The following is a 22,413-nucleotide window of genomic DNA, read 5'->3' as shown; positions in this document are numbered from 1 at the left end:
CAATGAGAGCGAGGAGAACGTCGTGCTAGAAGAATATCGTAAGCACGTAGCCGACCGGGCTGCGCAGGGGATTGTTCCTAAACCGTTAGATGCCACGCAGATGGCCGCGCTGGTTGAGTCACTCAAGAATCCCCCGGCGGGCGAAGAAGAAGTATTGCTTGACCTGCTGATTAACCGTGTCCCCCCCGGCGTTGATGAAGCCGCCTACGTGAAGGCCGGTTTTCTGGCTGCCGTCGCCAAAGGCGAAGCCACTTCCCCACTGGTCACTCAGGAAAAAGCGATTGAGCTGCTGGGTACCATGCAAGGGGGCTACAACATTCATCCGCTGATTGATGCGTTAGACAACGACAAGCTGGCACCGATTGCCGCCGAAGCGCTGTCCCACACGCTGCTGATGTTTGATAACTTCTACGATGTAGAAGAAAAGGCGAAAGCAGGCAATGCGCACGCCAAGAAAGTAATTCAATCCTGGGCTGATGCCGAGTGGTTCCTGTCCCGCCCGAAACTGGCGGAAAAAATTACCGTTACCGTCTTTAAAGTCACTGGTGAAACCAACACGGATGACCTGTCTCCGGCACCTGATGCCTGGTCACGCCCTGACATCCCGCTGCACGCGCTGGCGATGCTGAAAAACGCCCGTGAAGGCATCGATCCCGATCAACCTGGCGCCGTGGGCCCGATCAAACAGATCGAAGAACTGAACAAGAAAGGCTTCCCGCTGGCTTACGTCGGTGACGTTGTCGGTACCGGTTCATCGCGTAAATCGGCAACCAACTCCGTGCTGTGGTTCATGGGGGATGATATCCCTCACGTCCCGAACAAACGCGGCGGTGGTGTGGTGCTGGGCGGCAAGATCGCCCCGATCTTCTTCAACACGATGGAAGATGCTGGTGCGCTGCCGATCGAAGTCGATGTGAACGATCTGAATATGGGCGATGTGATTGATATCTACCCGTATGAAGGTGAAGTCCGTCGTCATGACACCAATGAAGTGCTGGCGACGTTTGCACTGAAGACCGACGTCTTGCTGGATGAAGTTCGCGCTGGTGGCCGTATTCCGCTGATTATCGGCCGTGGACTGACGTCCAAAGCGCGCGAATCACTGGGCTTGCCGCACAGCGATATCTTCCGTATTTCCAAAGCGGTTGAAGCCAGCAAAAAAGGCTTCTCGCTGGCGCAGAAAATGGTAGGACGTGCCTGTGGCGTCGCGGGTATTCGCCCTGACGAATACTGCGAACCGAAGATGACGTCTGTAGGTTCACAGGACACCACCGGGCCGATGACCCGTGACGAGCTGAAAGATCTGGCCTGTCTGGGCTTCTCTGCTGATTTGGTGATGCAGTCGTTCTGTCACACCGCGGCCTATCCGAAGCCGGTTGACGTGACCACGCACCACACACTGCCTGATTTCATCATGAACCGTGGCGGCGTATCGCTGCGTCCGGGCGATGGTGTTATCCACTCCTGGCTGAACCGTATGCTGCTGCCGGATACCGTCGGTACAGGTGGTGACTCTCACACCCGTTTCCCAATCGGTATCTCTTTCCCTGCGGGCTCCGGTCTGGTGGCATTTGCTGCCGCGACGGGCGTGATGCCGCTGGATATGCCGGAATCCGTTCTGGTGCGCTTCAAAGGCAAAATGCAGCCGGGCATTACCCTGCGCGATCTGGTTCACGCCATTCCGCTGTACGCCATCAAGCAAGGCCTGTTGACCGTTGAGAAGAAAGGCAAGAAGAACATCTTCTCTGGTCGTATTCTGGAAATCGAAGGTCTGCCAGATCTGAAAGTCGAGCAGGCGTTTGAACTGACCGACGCCTCGGCGGAACGTTCTGCGGCTGGCTGTACGATCAAGCTGGATAAAGCGCCAATCATCGAGTATCTGAGCTCCAACATCGTGCTGTTGAAGTGGATGATCTCCGAAGGCTACGGCGATCGTCGTACGCTGGAGCGTCGTATTCAGGGCATGGAAAAATGGCTGGCCGATCCACAACTGCTGGAAGCGGATGCCGATGCCGAGTACGCGGCGGTGATCGACATCGATCTGGCCGACATCAAAGAGCCGATCCTGTGTGCGCCGAACGATCCAGACGATGCGCGCTGGTTGTCTGACGTGCAGGGCGAGAAGATTGATGAAGTCTTCATCGGTTCCTGTATGACCAACATCGGTCACTTCCGTGCGGCAGGTAAACTGCTGGATAGCCACAAAGGCCAGCTGCCGACCCGCCTGTGGGTTGCGCCGCCGACCAAGATGGATGCGGCACAGCTGACCGAAGAAGGCTACTACAGCGTGTTTGGTAAGAGCGGAGCGCGTATCGAGATCCCAGGCTGCTCGCTGTGTATGGGTAATCAGGCGCGCGTAGCGGATGGTGCGACGGTCGTTTCTACCTCGACGCGTAACTTCCCGAACCGTTTGGGAACCGGCGCTAATGTGTATCTGGCCTCTGCCGAACTGGCTGCGGTTGCCTCATTGCTGGGTCGCTTGCCGACGTCAGAAGAGTACCAGACCTACATGTCGCAGGTGGATAAAACCGCGCAGGACACCTATCGCTATCTGAATTTTGACCAGTTAGGTCAATATACCGAGAAAGCGGATAGCGTGATCTTCCAGACGGCGGTCTAACTCGCTATAGTTCGCATCTCTACATCGAAGGAGGCCTTGTGCCTCCTTTTTTTCTGCCCGTTTTATACGCGTCATACCTCACGTTGCCTGTGCATTGGCGGTTGGCATCGTGCCTTTGCAGCATGAAAGGTGAAGGTGTATCACGACGATAGGGGGCAGAGGCGACTAAACTGAACAAAAGAAACATAACAGTGAGGATGGCATCATGGACTATGAATTTTTGCGGGATGTGACGGGCCAGGTCATCGTTCGTATGTCGATGGGACATGAAGCGATCGGGCACTGGTTCAATGAAGAAGTGAAAGGCCAACTGACGATATTGAATGACGTCGAAGATGGCGCGCGTTCCGTCGCAGGCAGCGAGCGGCAGTGGCGGCGCGTGGGGCATGAATACACGCTGTCGCTGGATGAAGAAGAAGTGATGGTGCAGGCAAATCAGCTGTCTTTCACCACGGATGAGCTGGAAGAGGGCATGAGTTATTACGACGAAGAGAGCCTGTCTTTATGCGGTCTGGATGATTTTCTGACGCTGGTGGAAAAGTACCGCGAATTCGTCCTGCATTGACAGAACGGTGAAGGAAAAGCGTGCTGGAGTCAGTACGCGGGGAACCTTTGACCGTTATCTGCATCAATCATCGCTCACTGTCAGGCTAGGCCTGAGTGAGGACAAGCAGCTTTCGTTCAATGATTCTGGACAGCAGCACAATAAAAGAAATCAGCACTAAGTAAACCAGCGCGGCGAACAGGTAGGCACTGAAAAACTCAAAGTTAGTTGCCGCGACTTCCTGAATGCGGGAAAAAAATTCAGTGTACTGGATGAGGAAAGCAATGGTGCTGTCTTTGATATTATTAATGACCTGATTAGTCAGTGCGGGCACTGAGGTGATTAATACCTGAGGCAATATCATTAAGCGAAATATTTGCCATTGACTAAACCCTTGTACGACGGCCGCTTCCGCCTCGTACTTGTTCAGGGAATTGTAAGTGGTTGTCATATAGGCGGCGTTATAAGCCCCGATATTCAGGGTAAATCCCGTTACCGCGACAGCGAAAGGCGATAAGTTAATACCGGTTTGTGGCAAGCCGTAATACATGACAAATAAAATAAGAATTAATGGCGTGCCGATAAAGAAGTCCATATACATTTCTGTTAGCTTTTTAACGGCAGGTCGGTTGCTGATACTCAGAAAAAAAATAACAATGCCCCAGAAAAAGCCCGTGAGAGAAACCACTGTCGCCAGCTTTACTGTCTCGCTGATTCCATCAAGCACCAGAGGAAGCTGATCTATCAGCTCGTGATAAAAACTCATCCATCCGGCAAGCATATTACTTTTCTCCAAAAAAATAATGAATGTCCGGTTCGCCATTGAGGGCTGACAGCTCTGCGAAAGATCCTTCGGCCCGGATCCTGCCATAATTTAGGAAGGTCACTCTGTCACAAAGCTGTTTAGCCAGACGTATATCGTGGGTGACACATAATATGGTGACTTTCCGCCGGTGAAGTTGCTTTATGAGCGAACCCACTTCACGGGTCATGAGTGGATCGAGGGCGGATGTTGGCTCATCAAATACAATGATTTCAGGATCGGTAACCAGAGCACGGATGAGAGCAACGCGCTGTTGCTGGCCGCCAGAGAGCTGTGAAGGGTATTTCATACCGTGCTCCTCCATCCCCAGCCTTTCCAGTTCATATAAGGCTTTAGTTCTGGCATCACGTTCGGAGACGTTAAAGACTTTACGCAGCGCCAGAGTAATATTGTCCATAACGTTCAGATGGCGATATAGCGCGTAGTTCTGAAAAACGAATCCAATTTTTTTCCTGAAATCGAGAATATTAAATTTTTTATCGGTAACGTTCTGACCATGAAAAAATATATTACCCGTATCTGGGCTTTCAAGCTGAGCCAGACAGCGCAGCAGCGTCGTTTTGCCACAGCCTGATGGGCCCATGACGATTTTTATTTCGCCATGCTCAATCTGTAAATTAAGATTATCCAGCACCTTTTTGCTACCGAGCGTCTTACTGACCTCGCGTAATTCTATTAACGTCATCTATTGCCACCCTGATTTTTCAAGCCATCGCCCGTTACCTGAAATCTCATTTCAAGCCGCCTTACGGCAATAATAGATAATTTGTAAATGAGAAAATAAAGGATTGCCGCCAGCGTATAAATGACCAGACCGTTCATCGTGACTGCGGTCAGGGACATGGCCTGCTTGGTGATTTCTGGTATACCCACGGTGTAGGCAAAAGGTGTGGCTTTTAATACCGATGAGAATTCGTTGGCTACCCCAGGAACAGAAAAGCGGAGCATTTGCGGTAGCTCGATGTATCTTATAATTTGTAATTTCCCTAAACCTGCGGTCTTGGCGGCGGTAATCTCTGACGGATCAACCAATTGAAGCGCACCACGGAACACTTCCGCAAGATAACTCCCGCTGATTAAGCCAATGCTAATGTTCATGGCAAGCAGGGGGGAATGCTCAGGCCTATTGCAGGAAGGCCGAAATAAACGAGGAAGACAGCGATTAAAACGGGAATACCACGAAAAATGAAGACCAGAATATCCAGTATGTTCTTCACTGGGGGAAAAACCAGTCGCCGTAACACGGCGACGGTTAATCCAATAACCAAGGCTGATGAAAAACACGTAAATGTGACGATGAGCGTGTACTTGACACCTTCAAACAAGAAATAATAGATGTTTATCATGTCTTGTGATGACATCGTTTTTTATTTCATCCACTTATCTACGATACCCGATATTTTTGCTTCACCCTGTTCATTCAGCCAGGTATTAAAGTCATCGCGCACCGGTGAATCTTTCTTAAAGGCAAACCCAAGGTGGTCAACGCCTTTGAAAACATAGCGGCTTTCAATCGGGGCTTTTTGCTTGTTCTTGTAGTTAAAGTAAACCGGGTCTTCTATGAAGGCGAGATCTAAGTTGCCATTTTTCAAGTCGGCAATGGTTTCATTATAAGAGGGGTAAAGTTTTACTGTGCTCAGCGAGTAATATCCTTTGGGTTCCAGATCGGTTTTTATCAAATCGGCGTAAGCCATACCTCTGGGAAACCCTACGGTGTATTTTTTTAAATTATGTAGATCGCTCAGGTCTATATCACGATTATTTAAGCTCACCAGATTAAATGAATTCACATAATAGGGCGCGGAAAAATCCATGACTTTCTTACGTTTATCCGTGATGGATATCCCTGAAAATGCGACATCAGCCTGACCACTTGCCACGGAACCCAGCATGCCATCCCATGAGTATTCTGTTATTTTCAGTTTGCAGTTTCTCTCCTTACAATAAGAAGAGAAGAGTTCAAGATCGATCCCTTCTAATTTACCGTCAGCGGATTTAAATAGCATCGGGGGTGACGCTGGAGAAACCGCAACGTTAAGTGTCTTTCCATCGACAGGATTGGCGGCGAAAGCCGTAAATGAGGTTATTCCTAAAATTGTGCCTAATAAAAACGTTTTGAGTAACATGCTGGACTCCTGAATGTAATAAAAGATACATACGTATTTTGAATCAACCATAGGAGAAAAGTATTGCCACTATCGCTATCGGCAAAGGGTAAAAGCCACATTTCAAACAAGAGCCGTATTTCTGCCAGAATACAGAGCCTCAGCAATGCGCCATTTAAACCTTAATTTAAACTTACAAGACAAGTAGTTTTATATTGTAACTATTGGTTATCGTTATTATCACTGAAAAAACTACTGAATGATAAATATAATCACCTCTTTCTTAATGTGCAAATTTTGTCCAATCAATTATCTTATGGGAGAACAGAGCTACGGCTACGGTGAGATACCGCGTGTTCGCATGAGGTAACACCACCCGGCGAGCGAGTGGTGTTGTCCATCAATCAACCAAGATCGGCATGACCAAAGCGTGCTTGCCAGTCATGATCGAACCGGTTAAGCGCATCTTCAACCGCAGGATCTTGCAGGAACAGTTCAGCAACGGCAGGGTCGACGGTAATCGCCCGACACCCCGCCAGCAGGCAGTCCAGCACCTGACGCGGCGTGCGAAAACTGGCTGCCAGTACCTGAGTCTGCGGGCTGTGCAGGTTAATCAGGGTTTGCAGCTCTTTCACGATCGCAATCCCATCGCCACCCTGCGCATCAATGCGGTTGACGTAAGGCGCGATATAGCGAGCGCCAGCCAGCGCGGCATAAAACCCTTGCCCTGCACCGTATACGGCGGTGCCGAGGGTGGGAATATCCAGCGCCGTCAATTGCCTGATGGCACTCAAACCCGCATGCGTCACCGGCACTTTGACGACCAGAGAAGGAATCACATCTCTGAGCTTCAATGCCTCTCCCACCATCACGTCAGGATCGCGCGACATCACCTGAGCGAACAGCTGTCCTTCCGTGCCGATAAGGGCCTGCATGTCCCGCAGCACGCTATAAATATCGGATTTTCCGCGTGCGACAATGCTCGGATTGGTGGTCACGCCTTTAATCGGCAACACGCCAGCGAGTCGTTCTACTGCGGCGACATCCGCCGTATCTAAATAGAATTCCATCATTTCCCCCGTTAACTAAAACTGGTCTGTCGGATGACATTCATCATGCGGGCTTAGCGCACGATAATGCCCAGTAGAATCCCCACTGCGCCGAAATCAGAATCGCTGAACGTGGTGTTCGCCAGTCCGATACTGCCCAGCACTGGCAGCAGGAAAACAGGCAGGAAGGTAATCAGCAGTCCGTTGGCAAAAGAACCTAAAATTGCACCGCGACGTCCGCCGGTGGCGTTACCGAAAACGCCAGCCGCTGCGCCGACGAAGAAGTGCGGCACCACGCCGGGAATGATCACCGTTAATCCCATCAGGTAGAGCAGGACCATACCGATCACCCCAGCCGCAAAGCTGCTCAGGAAGCCGACCAGAACGGCATTCGGGGCATACGGGAAGACCACGGGGCAATCTAATGCTGGTTTAGCGTTGGGAACCAGTTTGTCAGAAATGCCTTTAAACGCAGGCACGATTTCCGCAATCACCATCCGCACGCCTTGCAGCACGATGTATACGCCAGCGGCAAAGGTAATGGATTGGATCAGCGAAAACATGAACCAGTTTTTCCCACCGGCGTTCATCGTTTTCACCGCTTCAGGGCCGGCAAACAGGCAGGTGAAAATGAAGATGAAAAACATGGTAAAGGCGATGGCAACCGGCGTATCACGCAGGAACAGCAGGCTCTTTGGTACTTCCATGTCCTCCGTTGATTTCTCTTTATTACCAAACTTGCTGCCGATAAACGCTGACAGCAGCTGTGATATCGCCGAGAAGTGACCAAAGGCGACGTCATCCGAGCCTGTGACTTTCTTCATATACGGGTGAATAATGGCAGGGAACAGCACCATTGATACCCCAACGACCAGCGACCCAACGGTAATCAGCAGCACGCCTTTCATGCCTGCGGTCGCCAGAATCACGGCAACCATCATCGACATAAACAGCGTGTGGTGGCCGGTCAGGAAAATGTATTTCCACGGCGTAAAGCGGGCAATCGCGATATTGATGACCATCGCGAAGAACATGATCATCGCCATCTCGGTGCCGAAGTTCTTCTGTGCTACCGCGACAATGGCTTCATTGTTCGGCACCACACCGGCGATACCAAATGCATGGTGGAAAATCTGGGCGAAATCTCCCAGCGAGGACACGATCAGGCTCGCGCCCGCCCCGAGGATCAGGAAACCCATGACGGTTTTCACCGTGCCCTTGATGCATTCCGTAACCGGTTTTTTCTGTGCAATCAGGCCGATAAGCGCAATCAAACCGACCAATATGGACGGTTCAGACAGCACATCACTCATTAAAAAACGGAAGAATTCCATTTTTGATCCCTCGCTTATAATGCGCCAAGTTCTGTCAGGGCGACCGACAGGCGCTCTTTCATCGCCACTTTATCGATCATGTTGCTCAGGGACACAATTTTCCCCCCGACTGCCTGCGCGACGAGCTGATCGGCAATATCCTTTGTACCGACAAAGATGTCGCTGTCCGTGCCTTTCGCCGAGCCTAAATCTACGTGATCCACGTCAGCAACCACGCCGAGTTCTTTAACGATGTTTTTAATGCTCATTTCCATCATCAGGCTGGTACCCAGGCCGTTACCGCATACGACTGTAATTTTCATAATCTGTGTCCTCTGGTGGCAATTAATAACGAGAAATAACGGAAAGCACCTGTTCGACTTCCGTCGCGTTAATTAACGCGGCGACGTCATCAGGCGTGTCGAACAACTGCGCGAGCTGTGAAATAATATCGATATGGCTGTTGCTGTCTGTGGCGGCCAGAACAATCAGTAAATGCACAGGATCGTTGTCTTCGGAATGGAAAACCACGCCGTCGCGAATCAGCGTCAGGCTGACGGCGAGTTGGTTTACGCCGTCTTCCGGGCGCGCATGCGGCATGGCAATTCCCGGGCCGACGACATAGTAAGGACCGATGGCCTCATGAGAGCGGTAGATCGCCTCAACATAAGTGGGTTCAATCGAACCGTTATCCAGTAAAGGCTTACAGGACAAGGCGATAGCGTGACGCCAGTCATCACAGGCAGGTAAAATCTGAACAACGTCTGGTGTTAGTAAAGTGTTAAGCATTAGAGTCACCTCTGTATCATTCTGAACGCAGGATAGTGTGCCGGCCTCGAAAATAATGTGATTAACATCTAAAAAGATAGCGCTAACTGATATGACTATCATTAACTGTGACCTGCTTAGCACAAGCGGGGCCATTATTTGTTCCCCCGTGTTGTCACAGGCACACTATGAACGGCGATAACACGGCGTGAATGAGTCGGGAAATCGGGTGTTCTCACGTTGCCTACCCCTTCACGCTAGCCTGAAGGCAATGACGTAACAGGCTGTTATCGCGACCGTGCGATGAGAAAAATGACGAATGGAGAGGAAGTGAGCATGCGTAAGCGTCGCAGTACCGGTAAGGTTACGCTACAGGATGTCGCCGACTACGCGGGCGTAGGGACGATGACGGTATCGCGCGTGATGCGCAAACCCGATCTGGTCTCTGAAAAGTTACGCAGCAAAGTGGAACTGGCCGCCAGAGCATTAGGCTATGAACCCAATCAAGAGGCCAGCCAGCTCACCGAGAGTACGAGTCGCGTGACGCTACAGGACATTGCGAGCCATGCCGGTGTCGGCGCGATGACGGTGTCCCGTGCGTTGCGGGAGCCAGGGTTGGTTTCTGATGCGACACAGAAGAAAATCAATGATGCGATAAAAACGCTGGGCTATGTACCGAATCAGGCCGCAGGCGCGCTGGCATCAGCCTATCAGCCTGCTATCGCAGTGCTTTATCCTTTTCAGCAAGATCGCGCCAGCGTGCGTTTTGTGCAGGCGCTGCAACAGGCAGTCGGTAAACATAACGTTCCGTTAATCATGGGCTGCCATGAATATCGCCAGCATACCGAAGCGGGCATGGTCGAAAAACTCCTGCAACAGCGGCCAGCGGCGTTGGTGTTATTCAGCGCGCAACTCTCACAGCGAACCCGAGATATTATTCAGGCCAGTAACGTCATTACGGTGAACGTTTCCGGTGCTGATGTGCTGAGTGCGAACATCAATATTGATATCGCCCTTGCCGAAGCGGCGGAGCAACTGACGATGTCGCTGCTGGAAAAGGGGTATCGCCACGTGGCTTATATCGGCGCTCATACGGATAACCGTTTGCAAAAACAGCAGTTGAACGGTTGGAATAAAGCCATGCTGGCGCATTATCACAATGCGGATTTGAAAATTACTATCCCGGAGGCACCGAGTCTGCAATTTGGCCGCTATGCCATGACGGAACTGCTACAAAACCAGCCGGAGCTGGATGCGATTATCTGTAGTCATGAGGAAATAGCGCTGGGCGCGCTCTTTGAATGCCAGCGCCGCCTGATGAAAGTCCCTTACGATCTAGCGATTGCCTGTCTGGATGGTTCTGAACAATGTGAGCACACGTTCCCAGCGCTGACCGCGATGCGACTGGACTATGAAAAGCTGGGGGCGGAGGTTGGGCGTTTGGTGCTCGCCATGATGGACAACGACGAGCATCCCCCCGTACAGGAAAAGGTGAAATTCATCTTTGAGCCGCGCGCCAGCAGCTAGCCAAACCGGCCTGTGGGGCCAGTTTGGCTAGGAAATCGTGATGGCTTACAGCGATGCGCCACCGCACATCACCAACTGCTGCCCGGTAATGGCTGCGGCAGATGGGGAGAGCAGATAACCCACCAAATCTGCCACTTCCTGTGGCTGGATGAAGCGCCCAATCGGTGGCAGCTTCGGCGGAGAACTCTGGCGGCCCGGCATCGTCAGCATCGGCGTTTCCGTTGCGCCCGGCGCGACGATGTTTACCGTAATGCCGCGCGGAGCCAGTTCCGCTGCCCAGCTTCTTGCCATGCCGATCATTGCGGATTTGGTGGTGACGTACTGGCTGCGTCCTGCTGAACCGCTCGACGTGCGGCTGCCCAGCAGTACAATCCGGCCACCCTGCGGCAGCTTATCGACCAGACGGTCGGCAAGCACCTGCGCCGCGTTGATATGCAATCGCCACAGCGTTTCACCGTCTTCCAGCGAAAGCTGACCGAGCGGGGCCGCTTTCATGATGCCAGCGGCATGGATCACGGCATCAACCTGCGTAATCTCGTCCAGAATAGCCGTCAGCGCGGGCGTATCCATGATATCCACCGCGCGGTGGGTAAAGTGTGGATGTGAATAGTCACCCGGCTTGCGTGACAGGCCGGTTACCCGCCAGCCTTCCGCCAGTAATTTTTGTGTGATGGCGGCACCGATCCCTGAGCTGCTACCGGTAATCAGGGCGTGTTTAGGGGCTGTCGTTGACATGTGTCTCCTTAATCAAACTTAACGGCTTTGATGCAACCATTCTTAATTACAATAACGTGACGGGGATTTTAAACACGGCTTTTTTGACCGGAGCAGGGCTGTCGTTAATCGCACACAGCGCCTGATGGGCTTCACCCGGATAGAACGTGACGAAGTCGCCTGCCCGAAGGTGGATCTGATGCGGCACCTGAGGATTATCCAGAATGTAGAGGTCCGGCTTACGTTCAGTCGCGGGCTGACCATGCACATCATTCAGACCGTAACCGATAATCTCCTCACCTTCCAGAATCAGTTGAATATCGAGGTAGTTGCTGTGAAATTCGGTATGTCTCGTGGCACGCGGTGCGGTGTTCACGGTGCCGATGTTGTAGAACCAGTCGGCACCTTCCGGCTGGTAACGGCCTTCGGGCAGCGCATTCAGTTCAGCCAGCGACATGCCCGGTGCGGACAGAATCGCCCACAGTGCATCGGGCAGCGTAGCGAGTTTGAGGGCGTTGAGGTTTCCTGCAATCATAATAGTATCCTGAAGATATACCCGTCATACTTCAAGTTGCATGTGCGTTGGCTTCATTCAGTCACCCGAATCACTTACTTGAGTAAGCTCATCGGGATTCCCTCACTTGCCGCCTTCCTGAAACTCGAATTATTTAGGGTATTGCGGGGGAGAACCCCCGCTGACAAAGAGAAAAAGCAGCGCGGTTTAGTTCGCTTTGACCCACTCTTCACTCACCACGACGTGCTTGATCGCCTGACGGAAGTAGGTGAACGCTACGTGCAGCTTACCGTCTTGCGCTTGTTTGACGCTGGGGTAAGAGAACTCGCGGTTCAGCTTCTCCGTGGAGTTATTGGTCATGCAGTAACCGTCACCCACTTCGATATTACGCTGCCACGGCCAGCTTTTACCGCCGTCTTCCGAAATGGCGAGCGTCATCGGGGCGCGTGGAGCACCCCAGAAGGCGCTACGGCCACCAGCTTGTACTTCCGGTATTTTGGCATCGCTGGCTTTGTCTTCTTCATCCTCGATTTCATCGTACAGCGACAGACGGCGTTCGGTGGCATCGGCGGCGCTCATATGGTTGAACACCAGCGCCAGATGGCCATTCTCCAGCGTCGTCACCTGAATGGACGAGTTATTGTTCGGCAAATCGGTCGGCACGGGATCCGACCAGGTTTTACCGCCATCCGTTGAACGGCTTTGGTAGATGAAATCAGCCCAGCGACTGCGGTACAGCGCCAGCAGCGTGCCGTCGTGCAACGGGGTGATGTTCATATGCACGCAGCCCGTGCTGTTTGGCACCGGGTATTCCTGCCAGGTTTTCCCCTGATCGCTGGAAATTTTTACGGCGCTGTCATCATCGTTGCCGACCCATTTCTCACCCGGCTGAACGCGGCAGTAGAACACCGGCAGCAGCCAGTCGCCGTTTTTCAGCACAGTGATGGGCTGGCGGATGAAGGTGCCCGGCTGATCGAGCAACGTGCCGATCTCGCCCCAGGTCACACCCAAATCCGTAGACTGGCGGTAGCGCACAATCGCAGTGTCCTGATTACCGGATTTCTGCGCGGTGTACAGCAGCCAGAGCACGTTGTCCGGTGCGAGGAACAGAACTGGGTTCTGCTCAGAACGCGTAGCATCTTCAGACAGCTTAACGGCTTGACTCCAGTTATCGCTGCCTTTCACCAGGCGAGACATGTAGATAGAGATATCTGCAATCCCTTCTTGGGTACCGCCAAACCAGACACACAGCACATCGCCGTTCGGCAGATGGAGCAGGTTGGCCGCATGATTCTGCGGGCATTCCGATGGAATGTAGGCATCCAGACGCGCGGCATCGCCTTCTGCGTGATGAACTTTTCCGCTACGTTCCACAGTAATGATTTCGCTACTCATGACTCAGGCTCCCGATTTATTTTCAGTTGGAGAGGTTTTGATTTTGTTCGCTTTGTTCGGAATCATGCGGTCGATCAGTATGACGACAGCAGGGGTAACCAACGCGACATACATGTTATCAATGCCGTATGGGTTGCCGAGAATATACCAAACAGAGGTGGCCACGCAGGCGGAGATCAGGCTGGCGTTTGCACCGCGAGCGCTGCCGAAGAACGGCAGGTAGAACGCAATGACGGCAACCACGGAAATCGACAGTCGAATGGCGCGCGTAAAGAATGACAGCTTCAGGATTTCAGGGACGAACAGAACGAAGATGAGCGGCGCGAAACCTACGACAAGCGAGAGGATCCGGGTCATTTTCATTTCTTTTTCTGGCGTCGGTTTCCAGTAAGGAACGTAGAAATCCTTAATCAGCAGGGAAACGATAGCCAGTGCCACCATACTCACGCTGATGAAGATAGACGCGACCAGTGACGTGGTGACCAGACCAGCGAGCCATGGGTTCATGTCTTGCAAGAAGACTGGCATTGCGTACAGGCTGTTGATTTCAGGGTGGGCAAACTTCGCTGCAACACCGATGACCGCGATAGCCAGCGCAATCGGCATACAGAAGAAGAAGGCAACCCAGGTAGCACGTTTAGCGCTGGTGGCATCTTTCGTTGACGAAATTGCCTGAATCACGAACTGCGTACAGAAGATAGAACCGATAGTCCCGATCAGCCAGGCGAAGATGGTGCTGGCACCGAGCTTACCGTCCCACGTCCAGTAGTAATCCGGCATTTGTTCGATCATTGGCTTAAAGCCGCCGGTCATTTTCAATGCCACAAACAGAATGATCATGACGCCAGCGTACTTCACGGCACTGTGGATCAGCGTGATGTAGGCCGTTCCTTTCAAGCCACCGAAATAGTAGTAGAAAGTACTGACGATGGCAGTGATCAGCGCGGCGACAGGCAGGGAGACTTTCAACACCGTGGCGATGGCTGCCGCGCCGCTGACGTAGTTGCCCACGTTAACCAGCAACAGCGCATAGATCATGATGATCGAAATGATGTTCTTGGTGCTGGTACCGTATTTCTCGGCAATCGCGCCGGAGATGGTGATTTTCCCGGTGTTATAAATCTTCTTCACCAGAATCATACCAAACAGCGGGAAACCGATGGCGGCGCCAATCACCGACCATGATGCGGCAAAGCCGTTCTCAAAGGCGGACTGTGCCGTACCGATGGTGGATTTGGCACCGATGAACTCGGTCATCAGCAGGATACCGACGATAAACGCCGGTAGCGCGCGTGAGCCTTCCATGAACTCGGTGTTCGATTTACTGCGTAGCTTGTAGGTTAACCATGAGGTGAATGCGATATAAAATACAATCATCCCAACGATTATGAGGGTGTCAGTAAAGTTAAAATGGTTCATATCTTCTCGGCCTTAAGTGGAAATTGATATTTCTCTGTTACTGCGAGAATTGACTAAGTATGTTGCGGATGTTGTCTTCATCCTGTGCGGAAAACTGGATCGGATAGCGGCTGACGCCGACATCTTCACCCATAATCGCCAGCGCTTTTTTCACCACAGCCGGTGAGAACGCGATGGCGTACAGTGTCTTACGCAACTCGGCAACCTGTTCTTGTGCCTGACGGGAGCCTTCGATGTCACCCGCATTGAAGCGGTGCCAAATCTGGCTGATCGGTTCCGGTGCCACGTTAGCCAGCCCGGAAATACAGGCGGAGCAGCCGTCAACAAAGCCCTGGTGAATGAGCGAGTCTGGGCCATTCAATACGTTAAAACCCTGTACACCTTTCACCGCTTGCACATAACCGCTCAGGCTTTCATAGCTGCCTGCGCTGTCTTTAATGCCGATGATGTTCGGGTGATCCGCCAGCGTACGGACAGTTTCCGGCGCCAGCGTATTCCCCGTGCGTGCAGGAATGTTGTAGAGAAACACCGGCACAGTCAGCGCATCGGCGACGGCGGTGTAGTGGGCGATCAGTTCTTCTTGTTTGAGTGGGATGAAATAGGGGGTGATGACCGAAACGGCATCGACACCCAGCGCGGCGATGCGCTTGCCGAGCTTGATGGTTTCCCGCGTGGAGATTTCACCGATGTGGCCGACAACCGGCACTTTTCCGGCAACTTCATCAACGCAGGTTTCAGTGACGGCGACTTTCTCATCGGTGTGCAGCACGAAAAACTCACCGTTGGTGCCGTTACAAAAAATACCGTTGCCGTAGCGCATCTGGCGCTGAACCTGAAGACGCATAGCAGCGGGGTTAAATTCGCCCTGGTTATCAAACGGCGTGACGATGGCAGTTAGTACGCCGGTAATATTTTTACTCATTGTTCTTCCTCGTGACACGTAATCAAAAAGATGAAAAGTTAAAACCGTTCTACCTAAACCCGCGCGCTTTAAAACAGAGTCAGATAAACCTCACGGACGTCGTCGGCGCTGACCTGTGTCGGCACGTTTTTCATCAGGCGCTGAACCTGTAACGCGGCATCAACCAGGTACGGCAGGTGGTCTTTTTCGACCCCGAGCTGCTGTAAGGTGTTAGGCAGGTTGAGTCGTTTAACCAATTCGCTGAAGTAGGTCACCAGCGCCTGCGCTTTTTCCGCTGTACTGAGCGTCAGATTGGCATCCGGCAGCAGGTCATACGCCTGTGCGAATTTCTCCTGTGCGGCGTCCTGCACGAAACGCATGCAAGGGGCGAGCAGGATGGCGTTCGCTACGCCGTGCGGGATGTGGTACTTGCCGCCCAGCGGGTAAGACATGGCGTGAACCAAATGCGTACCGGAGTGGGCAATGGCGGCACCGCCGTAATAGGACGCCCACAGCATGTTCAGCTTGGCTTCCATGTTGCTCGGCTCGCGCACGGAGGTTTCGAGGTTGGCAAACAGCTTTTTCAGGCCAATCAGCGCGTAGTTGTCGCTGACCGGGTTAGCAATCGTCGAGGTGAAGCACTCGATCAGGTGGCAGAGCGCATCGATACCGGTTGAAGCAGCGATATGTGACGGCATGCTGATGGTCAACTCTGGCACCAGCGCAACGTAATCCGGCAGCATCACTGGCGTAATAATGCCGACTTTGGTCTCTTTTTCCGGGATCGCCAGAATGGCATTCGGCGTGGCTTCTGAGCCGGTTCCTGCGGTGGTCGGGATCAGCAGGGATGTCGTGCGGCGAGTCGGTTTCTCTCCTGCCAGCAGGCTATCCAGCGTGACGGTTTCATCGCCCGCGCACAGTACGGAAAGCAGTTTGGCGACGTCCAGTACGCTGCCGCCGCCCACGCCGATGACCAAATCGGTCTGGATTTGATTGAGCTGGCTCAGTATCTGCGCAACATCGTGCTGGCTTGGTTCGGCAGGAACATGATCAACCAACAGAACCTGCGGAACGGCTTGCTTAACTTGTGCGATCAGCGCCTGAACATCAGGCAGCCCGACGATGTTTTTGTCGGTGACAAATAAAACGTGCTGTTTCCCTGCCAACAGGTGACTAATGTCCTGAAGTACCCGGTAACCGCTGAGGATAGTGCTATTGATATTCATGCTTATTACCTTGCCTTTTCTCTTTCGCCAGAGCGTTATCGCTATGATGATAATGGTTGCGATGGTGATTACTTTCAGTCAAATGACGTGGTTCTCATCACGTCTAAACGCCATTTGCCACATCGTGGTGATAATTTATAGGTGAAATTCCTTTTAAATAATTTGATATTGCTCACATATAATCAAATGTGATTCAATATAATCATTATCAGGTAATCATGAACCGGGGATGAAGTATGTCAAACGTGCAGCAATCAGCAGAACAGGTATTAGTGGTCGCTGATGACTTTACGGGTGCCAATGATGCGGGCGTCGGTTTGGCGCAGCATGGTGCTCGGGTTAGCGTCGTATTTGACGTTAATAAACTGCATGCGGATTTACTGGGTGATGCGGTGGTGATCAACACCGATAGCCGTGCGGTGTGTGACGACGTGGCGTCTCAACGTACTGTAGAAGCGGTTGCAGCCTGGCAGGCCGCTGGTGGACAAGGCTGGATTATCAAGAAGATTGACTCGACGCTGCGCGGGAATGTGGGGGCGGAAATCGCCGCCGCGCTGTCTGCGGCAAACGTGCCCGTCGCGCTGATTGCTGCAGCGTCGCCGACGCTGGGGCGTGTGACCCGCAAAGGTGAAGTCTGGGTGAATGGCCGTCTGCTTACCGACACGGAATTTGCCAGCGATCCCAAAACGCCGGTGACCTCGGCTTCTATCGCTGCCCGTCTGGCAGAGCAAACCGCTTTACCGGTGGCGGAGATACACCTTGATGACGTCCGTCAGGCCCATTTAGCCGACCGTTTGCAGCAACTGGCGGACGAAGGCGTACGTCTGATTATTCTTGATACGGATGTGCAGGACGATCTGACACATATCGTTGATGCTGCCAGAACGTTGCCGTTTCGCCCCTTGCTGGTCGGCTCGGCGGGCCTGAGCGAAGCGCTGGCGAATGCGCAGAATTTTACGCGTAAAACCGAAAAACCGCTGCTGGCTGTCGTCGGATCGATGAGCGACATCGCTCAAAAACAGATTGCGGCCGTCAGGCTGCGCAGCGATGTCACGCTGGTTGAGATCGATATCAACGCACTCTTTTCAGCCGATTCATCCACCGTCATGGCATCCCAGTGTGAGGACGCGGTAAAGGCGCTGATGAAGGGTAATCACTGCATTATTCGTACCTGTCATAACGAAAATCAGCGCTTCGAGATCGACGCGCGGTGCCAGCAGCTTGGGCTCAGCCGACAGCAGCTTGGCGAAACGATCAGCCACTCTCTGGGGGAACTTACGCGCAATATTGTTCAGGCGCTAGACAGCCTGACGGCGGACAGCGCTAACCGGCGTCTGCCGGGCGGACTGTATTTATCCGGTGGTGACATTGCGATTGCTGTGGCAACCGCACTGGGCGCGACCGGCTTTCAGATTAAGGGGCAAATCGCATCCTGTGTGCCCTGGGGATACCTGCTGAACAGCGTTGTCGGCACGACCCCTGTGATGACTAAAGCGGGGGGTTTTGGCAACGAAACTACTTTGCTCGACGTTTTACGTTTTATTGAGGAGAAGGTCAGTGAGTAAAATTATTGCGGTAACGATGGGTGATCCGGCAGGGATTGGACCGGAAATTATTATCAAGTCTCTGGCCGAAGGCGAGCTTTCCGGCGCATCCGCTGTGGTGGTGGGCTGTGTACAGACGATGCAACGTATTCTGGCGCTGAATATCGTGCCAGGCGTAGAACTGAAAATCATTGATAAACCGTCTGACGCGGTCTTCGCGCCGGGCGTAATCAACATGATTGATGAGCCGCTGGAAGATCCTCAGGCGCTGAAGCCTGGCGTTGTTCAGGCGCAGGCGGGCGATTTGGCTTACCGCTGCATCAAGAAAGCGACTGAGCTGGCGATGGCGGGTGAAGTCCATGCGATTGCCACCGCACCGCTGAATAAAGAAGCGCTGCACTCGGCGGGTCACCTCTATCCGGGCCACACCGAGTTGCTGGCAAAGCTGACCAACAGCCGCGACTATGCGATGGTGCTGTATACCGATAAGTTGAAAGTTATCCATGTTTCAACGCACATCGCGCTGCGTAAATTCCTGGATACGCTGAACCGCGATCGCGTGGAAACGGTGATCGACATGGCGGATGTCTTCCTCAAGCGCGTTGGTTTTACCCACCCGCGTATCGCCGTTGCCGGGGTTAACCCGCATGCGGGCGAGAATGGTTTGTTTGGTGACGAAGAGATCAAAATTGTGTCGCCATCGGTGGAAGCCATGAAGGCCAAAGGTATTGATGTTTATGGTCCATGCCCGCCGGATACCGTCTATTTACAGGCATATGAAGGCCAGTACGATATGGTGGTGGCGATGTATCACGATCAGGGCCACATTCCGCTGAAGCTGCTAGGCTTCTATGATGGGGTGAATATCACCGCCGGATTGCCGTTCATCCGCACGTCTGCTGACCACGGCACGGCGTTTGACATTGCCTGGACAGGTAAAGCGAAGCCCGAAAGTATGGCGATCTCTATCCAGCTCGCCATGCAGCTGGCCTGATTTGCGGTGACGCATCACCGTTGATAGCACGGTTTTTTAAGCTACAGTGCACATTGCAGGATATCTTCCTTCCCGCGTTCGGGAAGGTTTCTGGTATCCTGCAATCAAGAAGCAACAACTTAAAATAACTTGATAACAGCAAGATGGATATCGCCGTGGATCCTACATTAACTGATGCTTTCCGCATGAGCGGGGATAAAGTCAAAGGGCAGAGCCGTCTTGATCAGATTATGGATTACCTGAAAAGCCATAATCTGGTGACGGTAGATGAACTGGTGTCCGTGATCGACGCTTCCCCAGCGACGATCCGTCGTGACTTGATCAAACTGGACGAGCAGGGTGTGATTAGCCGCAGTCATGGCGGTGTGACGCTCAATCGTTTTATCCCTTCCCAGCCGACCACGAATGAGAAATTACATCGTAGCCTTCAAGAAAAGCAGGCGATAGCTCGCTATGCCGCGACGCTGGTTAAACCGGGCAGCGCGGTGGTGCTGGATGCGGGTACGACCATGCTGGAGCTGGCGCGTAACCTGACGCATTTGCCGCTGCGCGTAATTACCGCCGATTTGCAAATTGCGCTGTTCCTGTCTGAATTCAAGCAGATTGAAGTGACGATTATCGGTGGGCGTATCGATGACAGCAGCCAGTCCTGCATCGGCGAACACGGCCGCCGTCTGTTACGCAGCATTTACCCCGATATCGCGTTTATCAGCTGTAACTCGTGGAGTCTGGATAAAGGCGTCACTACGCCGACGGAAGAGAAAGCAGGCGTAAAACAAGATCTTGGCGCGAATGCCAGCCGCCGGATACTGCTGGCTGACAGCAGTAAATACGGTGCGTACTCACTGTTCTGCGTCACGCCTCTGTCGGAGCTAACCGATATCATCACCGACAGCGCGTTAGCACCCGAGGTGCAAACGGAGCTGAAAGGCAAAACGTTCAATCTGACGCTGGTTGGTGGTTTATAGGGGAGTTTTTTGACCAATGAGCACTGAGTTTAATCGCGCTCGTCAGGTTCTATCGGTCTTCGACTTCGATGGAACGTTGACCTACCATGACAGTTTTATTCCTTTTTTACGTTTCGCCTTCGGCAAGCGTGTTTTTGCTCGCCGAGTGATGCATCTGGTGTTGCCTTCCGCGCGTTGTATACAGCGTAAATTGACGCGAGATGAACTCAAAGAAGCGCTCATCGCCACCTTTCTTACGGGTGTCGACGTTTCCTGGATGCAGGAAAAAGCAGAGGCCTTCTGCCACCGCAAGTGGAATACGTTGATGCGCAAGTCAGGTTTACTTGGCGTTGCCGCGGAACTCCATTCCGGCGCTGAGGTGACACTCTGTTCAGCATCGCCAGAGATCGTGTTACGTCCTTTTGCCGATCGACTGGGTATCAAACTGATTGGGACGCAGCTTGAAGTGGAAAACGGCGTACTGACTGGGAAGATTAACGGGCATAACTGCCGATGTCTTTATAAGGTAGAACGCTTGGAAGGGGTGTATGGCCCGCTGAGCCAATATCATTTGCGCGCGTGGGGCGATACCCGTGGCGACTACGAGCTATTAGCATCCGCTCAAGATGCGCACTGGCGTCATTTTCACCCGCAGTGGATGCGGTTCAAGCCGCTTGCAGAACGGTTGCTGCTATCGGGTGTCGTTAAAGGGCATCCTTAAATAGTAATGGCTCCCCAGTTTGAACCGAGGAGCCAGTATCAATTAGATATTGACGCCGTGCTGGGACGCAAGGGCGGACAACCCACCCGCGAAACCTTGACCTACGGCCTTGAATTTCCACTCAGCACCATTGCGGTACAGTTCGCCAAAAATCATGGCGGTTTCGGTGGAGGCATCTTCAGATAAATCGAAACGCGCAATTTCAGCGCCCGTATCATTGTTATATACGCGCATGAAGCTGTTGCTGACCATACCGAAGTTTTGTTTACGAGCTTCGGCATCGTAAATAGTCACGGAAAATACCAGCTTTTTCACTTCAGCCGGCACCTTCGCCAGATGGATTTTCACTTGCTCATCATCGCCGTCGCCTTCTCCAGTACGGTTGTCACCTTGGTGCTCAACGGAGGCGCATGGGCTCAGTTTATTATTGAAGAAAATAAAATTAGCGTCGGACAGTACTTTGCCGTCTTCACCGACCATAAATACTGAGGCGTCCAGATCGAAAGCTTGTCCATCGGTGACACGAGAGTCCCACCCCAGGCCGACCATGGCAATATTCATGGTTGGTGCTTCTTTCGTCAGGGATACATTACCGCCTTTTACCAGAGAAACTGCCATTTTATAGCTCCTGCTTTAGATTGGATTACCGGGCAGTTTAGGCTGCCCGGAGGGGAAACAAAGTAAGGGTTATCAGGATGCGTTGATACCGTACTGTGAACAAACAGATGCCAAACCACCAGCATAGCCTTGACCCACTGCACGGAATTTCCACTCCGCATTATGGCGATACAGTTCCCCGAACAGCATTGCGGTTTCGGTTGAAGCATCTTCAGTCAGATCGTAGCGTGCGATTTCGGTCTGAGTGTCATCGTTTACCAGGCGGATGAACGCACCGGAAACCTGACCAAAACTCTGGTTACGTGTTTGTGCATCATGAATCGTGACAACGAAAACGATTTTGTCCACTTCAGTTGGAATCAGATCTAGCTTAATTTTCAATGACTCGTCATCTCCATCGCCCGCGCCTGTGCGGTTATCGCCGGTGTGAGCCACTGAGCCGTCAGCAGACTTCAGGTTGTTGTAGAAAATGAAGTCAGTATCGCCACGCACTTTGCCGTTAACATTTAACAGGAATGCCGAAGCATCCAGGTCAAAGTCCTGACCATCTGTTGCGCGGGCATCCCAGCCAAGGCCGACTAAGACATTTTTCATTGTCGGCGCTGCTTTGCTCAGTGAAACATTACCGCCTTTAGAAAGAGAAACGCTCATTAAATTAACCTCTTAAGTTG

22 protein-coding genes and 1 pseudogene are annotated in these 22,413 nt (G+C 52.5%); 7 read left to right on the top strand and 16 right to left on the bottom strand.

Annotated features, from left to right (window positions below; translation table 11 throughout):
* The first annotated feature begins 22 nt into the window (after positions 1-22).
* Together acnB and yacL are read left to right on the top strand one after the other, a co-directional pair.
* Positions 23-2,620, top strand: a complete 2,598-nt coding sequence (gene acnB / locus BJJ97_RS01480) for a bifunctional aconitate hydratase 2/2-methylisocitrate dehydratase (protein WP_095701965.1) — start codon at positions 23-25, stop codon at positions 2,618-2,620.
* Positions 2,621-2,825: 205 nt separating this feature from the next.
* Entirely contained in the window at positions 2,826-3,185 is a 360-nt protein-coding gene (gene yacL, locus BJJ97_RS01475; RefSeq protein WP_095992879.1) for a protein YacL, read from the top strand.
* Positions 3,186-3,270: 85 nt separating this feature from the next.
* On the opposite strand, the gene BJJ97_RS01470 is transcribed toward yacL, so the two are convergent.
* The 8 genes and pseudogenes from BJJ97_RS01470 to BJJ97_RS01435 form a co-directional block, all read right to left on the bottom strand.
* A complete protein-coding gene (locus tag BJJ97_RS01470) occupies positions 3,271-3,945 on the bottom strand; it encodes an amino acid ABC transporter permease (protein WP_095992878.1) in 675 nt (224 codons plus the stop codon).
* Between the two features lies 1 nt (position 3,946).
* Entirely contained in the window at positions 3,947-4,672 is a 726-nt protein-coding gene (locus tag BJJ97_RS01465; RefSeq protein WP_095992877.1) for an amino acid ABC transporter ATP-binding protein, read from the bottom strand.
* Positions 4,669-5,348 (bottom strand): annotated as a pseudogene (locus BJJ97_RS01460) (amino acid ABC transporter permease). Before BJJ97_RS01460 ends, BJJ97_RS01465 begins: the two are co-directional and overlap by 4 nt.
* Positions 5,349-5,354: 6 nt before the next feature.
* Complete coding sequence (locus BJJ97_RS01455; protein ID WP_095992876.1) at positions 5,355-6,113, bottom strand: transporter substrate-binding domain-containing protein; 759 nt, start codon at positions 6,111-6,113, stop codon at positions 5,355-5,357.
* A 383-nt stretch (positions 6,114-6,496) separates the two neighbouring features.
* Complete coding sequence (gene fsa / locus BJJ97_RS01450; RefSeq protein WP_095992875.1) at positions 6,497-7,162, bottom strand: fructose-6-phosphate aldolase; 666 nt, start codon at positions 7,160-7,162, stop codon at positions 6,497-6,499.
* A 53-nt stretch (positions 7,163-7,215) separates the two neighbouring features.
* Positions 7,216-8,475, bottom strand: a complete 1,260-nt coding sequence (locus BJJ97_RS01445) for a PTS ascorbate transporter subunit IIC (RefSeq protein WP_039483604.1) — start codon at positions 8,473-8,475, stop codon at positions 7,216-7,218.
* A 14-nt stretch (positions 8,476-8,489) separates the two neighbouring features.
* A complete protein-coding gene (locus tag BJJ97_RS01440; RefSeq protein ID WP_039470109.1) occupies positions 8,490-8,777 on the bottom strand; it encodes a PTS sugar transporter subunit IIB in 288 nt (95 codons plus the stop codon).
* A gap of 22 nt (positions 8,778-8,799) precedes the next feature.
* Complete coding sequence (locus BJJ97_RS01435) at positions 8,800-9,243, bottom strand: PTS sugar transporter subunit IIA (RefSeq protein ID WP_095992874.1); 444 nt, start codon at positions 9,241-9,243, stop codon at positions 8,800-8,802.
* A gap of 315 nt (positions 9,244-9,558) precedes the next feature.
* Between BJJ97_RS01435 and BJJ97_RS01430 the strand changes: the two genes are divergently transcribed.
* Positions 9,559-10,749 carry a LacI family DNA-binding transcriptional regulator gene (locus tag BJJ97_RS01430; protein ID WP_095992873.1) on the top strand — a complete coding sequence of 397 codons (1,191 nt, stop codon included), beginning with the start codon at positions 9,559-9,561 and terminating at the stop codon, positions 10,747-10,749.
* Between the two features lie 45 nt (positions 10,750-10,794).
* On the opposite strand, the gene BJJ97_RS01425 is transcribed toward BJJ97_RS01430, so the two are convergent.
* The 6 genes from BJJ97_RS01425 to BJJ97_RS01400 form a co-directional block, all read right to left on the bottom strand.
* The gene (locus BJJ97_RS01425; RefSeq protein ID WP_095992872.1) at positions 10,795-11,484 is read right to left on the bottom strand and encodes an SDR family NAD(P)-dependent oxidoreductase; all 690 of its coding nucleotides are present in this window, start codon (positions 11,482-11,484) and stop codon (positions 10,795-10,797) included.
* Between the two features lie 46 nt (positions 11,485-11,530).
* On the bottom strand, positions 11,531-11,998 hold the full coding sequence (locus BJJ97_RS01420; protein ID WP_039555260.1) for a YhcH/YjgK/YiaL family protein: 468 nt from the start codon (positions 11,996-11,998) through the stop codon (positions 11,531-11,533).
* A gap of 186 nt (positions 11,999-12,184) precedes the next feature.
* Complete coding sequence (locus BJJ97_RS01415) at positions 12,185-13,372, bottom strand: sialidase family protein (protein WP_095992871.1); 1,188 nt, start codon at positions 13,370-13,372, stop codon at positions 12,185-12,187.
* 3 nt (positions 13,373-13,375) lie between these two features.
* Positions 13,376-14,791: a sodium:solute symporter family protein gene (locus BJJ97_RS01410; RefSeq protein WP_095992870.1), complete on the bottom strand. Its 1,416-nt coding sequence runs from the start codon at positions 14,789-14,791 to the stop codon at positions 13,376-13,378.
* A gap of 37 nt (positions 14,792-14,828) precedes the next feature.
* Positions 14,829-15,713 (bottom strand): dihydrodipicolinate synthase family protein, encoded by an 885-nt coding sequence (locus tag BJJ97_RS01405; RefSeq protein ID WP_039470120.1) that lies wholly within the window; start codon positions 15,711-15,713, stop codon positions 14,829-14,831.
* Between the two features lie 68 nt (positions 15,714-15,781).
* On the bottom strand, positions 15,782-16,918 hold the full coding sequence (locus BJJ97_RS01400; RefSeq protein ID WP_095992869.1) for an iron-containing alcohol dehydrogenase: 1,137 nt from the start codon (positions 16,916-16,918) through the stop codon (positions 15,782-15,784).
* A gap of 236 nt (positions 16,919-17,154) precedes the next feature.
* Here BJJ97_RS01400 and dtnK point away from each other — a divergent pair, with 236 nt between their 5' ends.
* The 4 genes from dtnK to BJJ97_RS01380 all read left to right on the top strand — a co-directional run bounded on the left by dtnK (position 17,155) and on the right by BJJ97_RS01380 (position 21,124).
* Entirely contained in the window at positions 17,155-18,483 is a 1,329-nt protein-coding gene (gene dtnK / locus BJJ97_RS01395) for a D-threonate kinase (protein WP_095992868.1), read from the top strand.
* Positions 18,476-19,456, top strand: coding sequence for a D-threonate 4-phosphate dehydrogenase (locus BJJ97_RS01390; RefSeq protein ID WP_095992867.1), 981 nt, complete (start codon positions 18,476-18,478; stop codon positions 19,454-19,456). Before dtnK ends, BJJ97_RS01390 begins: the two co-directional genes overlap by 8 nt.
* Positions 19,457-19,599: 143 nt before the next feature.
* Positions 19,600-20,424, top strand: coding sequence for a DeoR/GlpR family DNA-binding transcription regulator (locus BJJ97_RS01385; RefSeq protein WP_095700569.1), 825 nt, complete (start codon positions 19,600-19,602; stop codon positions 20,422-20,424).
* Positions 20,425-20,440: 16 nt separating this feature from the next.
* Entirely contained in the window at positions 20,441-21,124 is a 684-nt protein-coding gene (locus BJJ97_RS01380) for an HAD-IB family hydrolase (protein WP_095992866.1), read from the top strand.
* Positions 21,125-21,166: 42 nt separating this feature from the next.
* On the opposite strand, the gene BJJ97_RS01375 is transcribed toward BJJ97_RS01380, so the two are convergent.
* Both BJJ97_RS01375 and BJJ97_RS01370 read right to left on the bottom strand, forming a co-directional pair.
* Positions 21,167-21,742: a TerD family protein gene (locus BJJ97_RS01375; protein ID WP_095700567.1), complete on the bottom strand. Its 576-nt coding sequence runs from the start codon at positions 21,740-21,742 to the stop codon at positions 21,167-21,169.
* Between the two features lie 72 nt (positions 21,743-21,814).
* Positions 21,815-22,393 (bottom strand): TerD family protein, encoded by a 579-nt coding sequence (locus BJJ97_RS01370; RefSeq protein ID WP_095700566.1) that lies wholly within the window; start codon positions 22,391-22,393, stop codon positions 21,815-21,817.
* Positions 22,394-22,413 lie beyond the last annotated feature (20 nt).

This window comes from Pectobacterium polaris (assembly GCF_002307355.1).
Lineage (GTDB): Bacteria > Pseudomonadota > Gammaproteobacteria > Enterobacterales > Enterobacteriaceae > Pectobacterium > Pectobacterium polare.
Note: the sequence above shows the minus strand (reverse complement) of the source record. Positions and strands in the feature narration are given on the sequence as shown.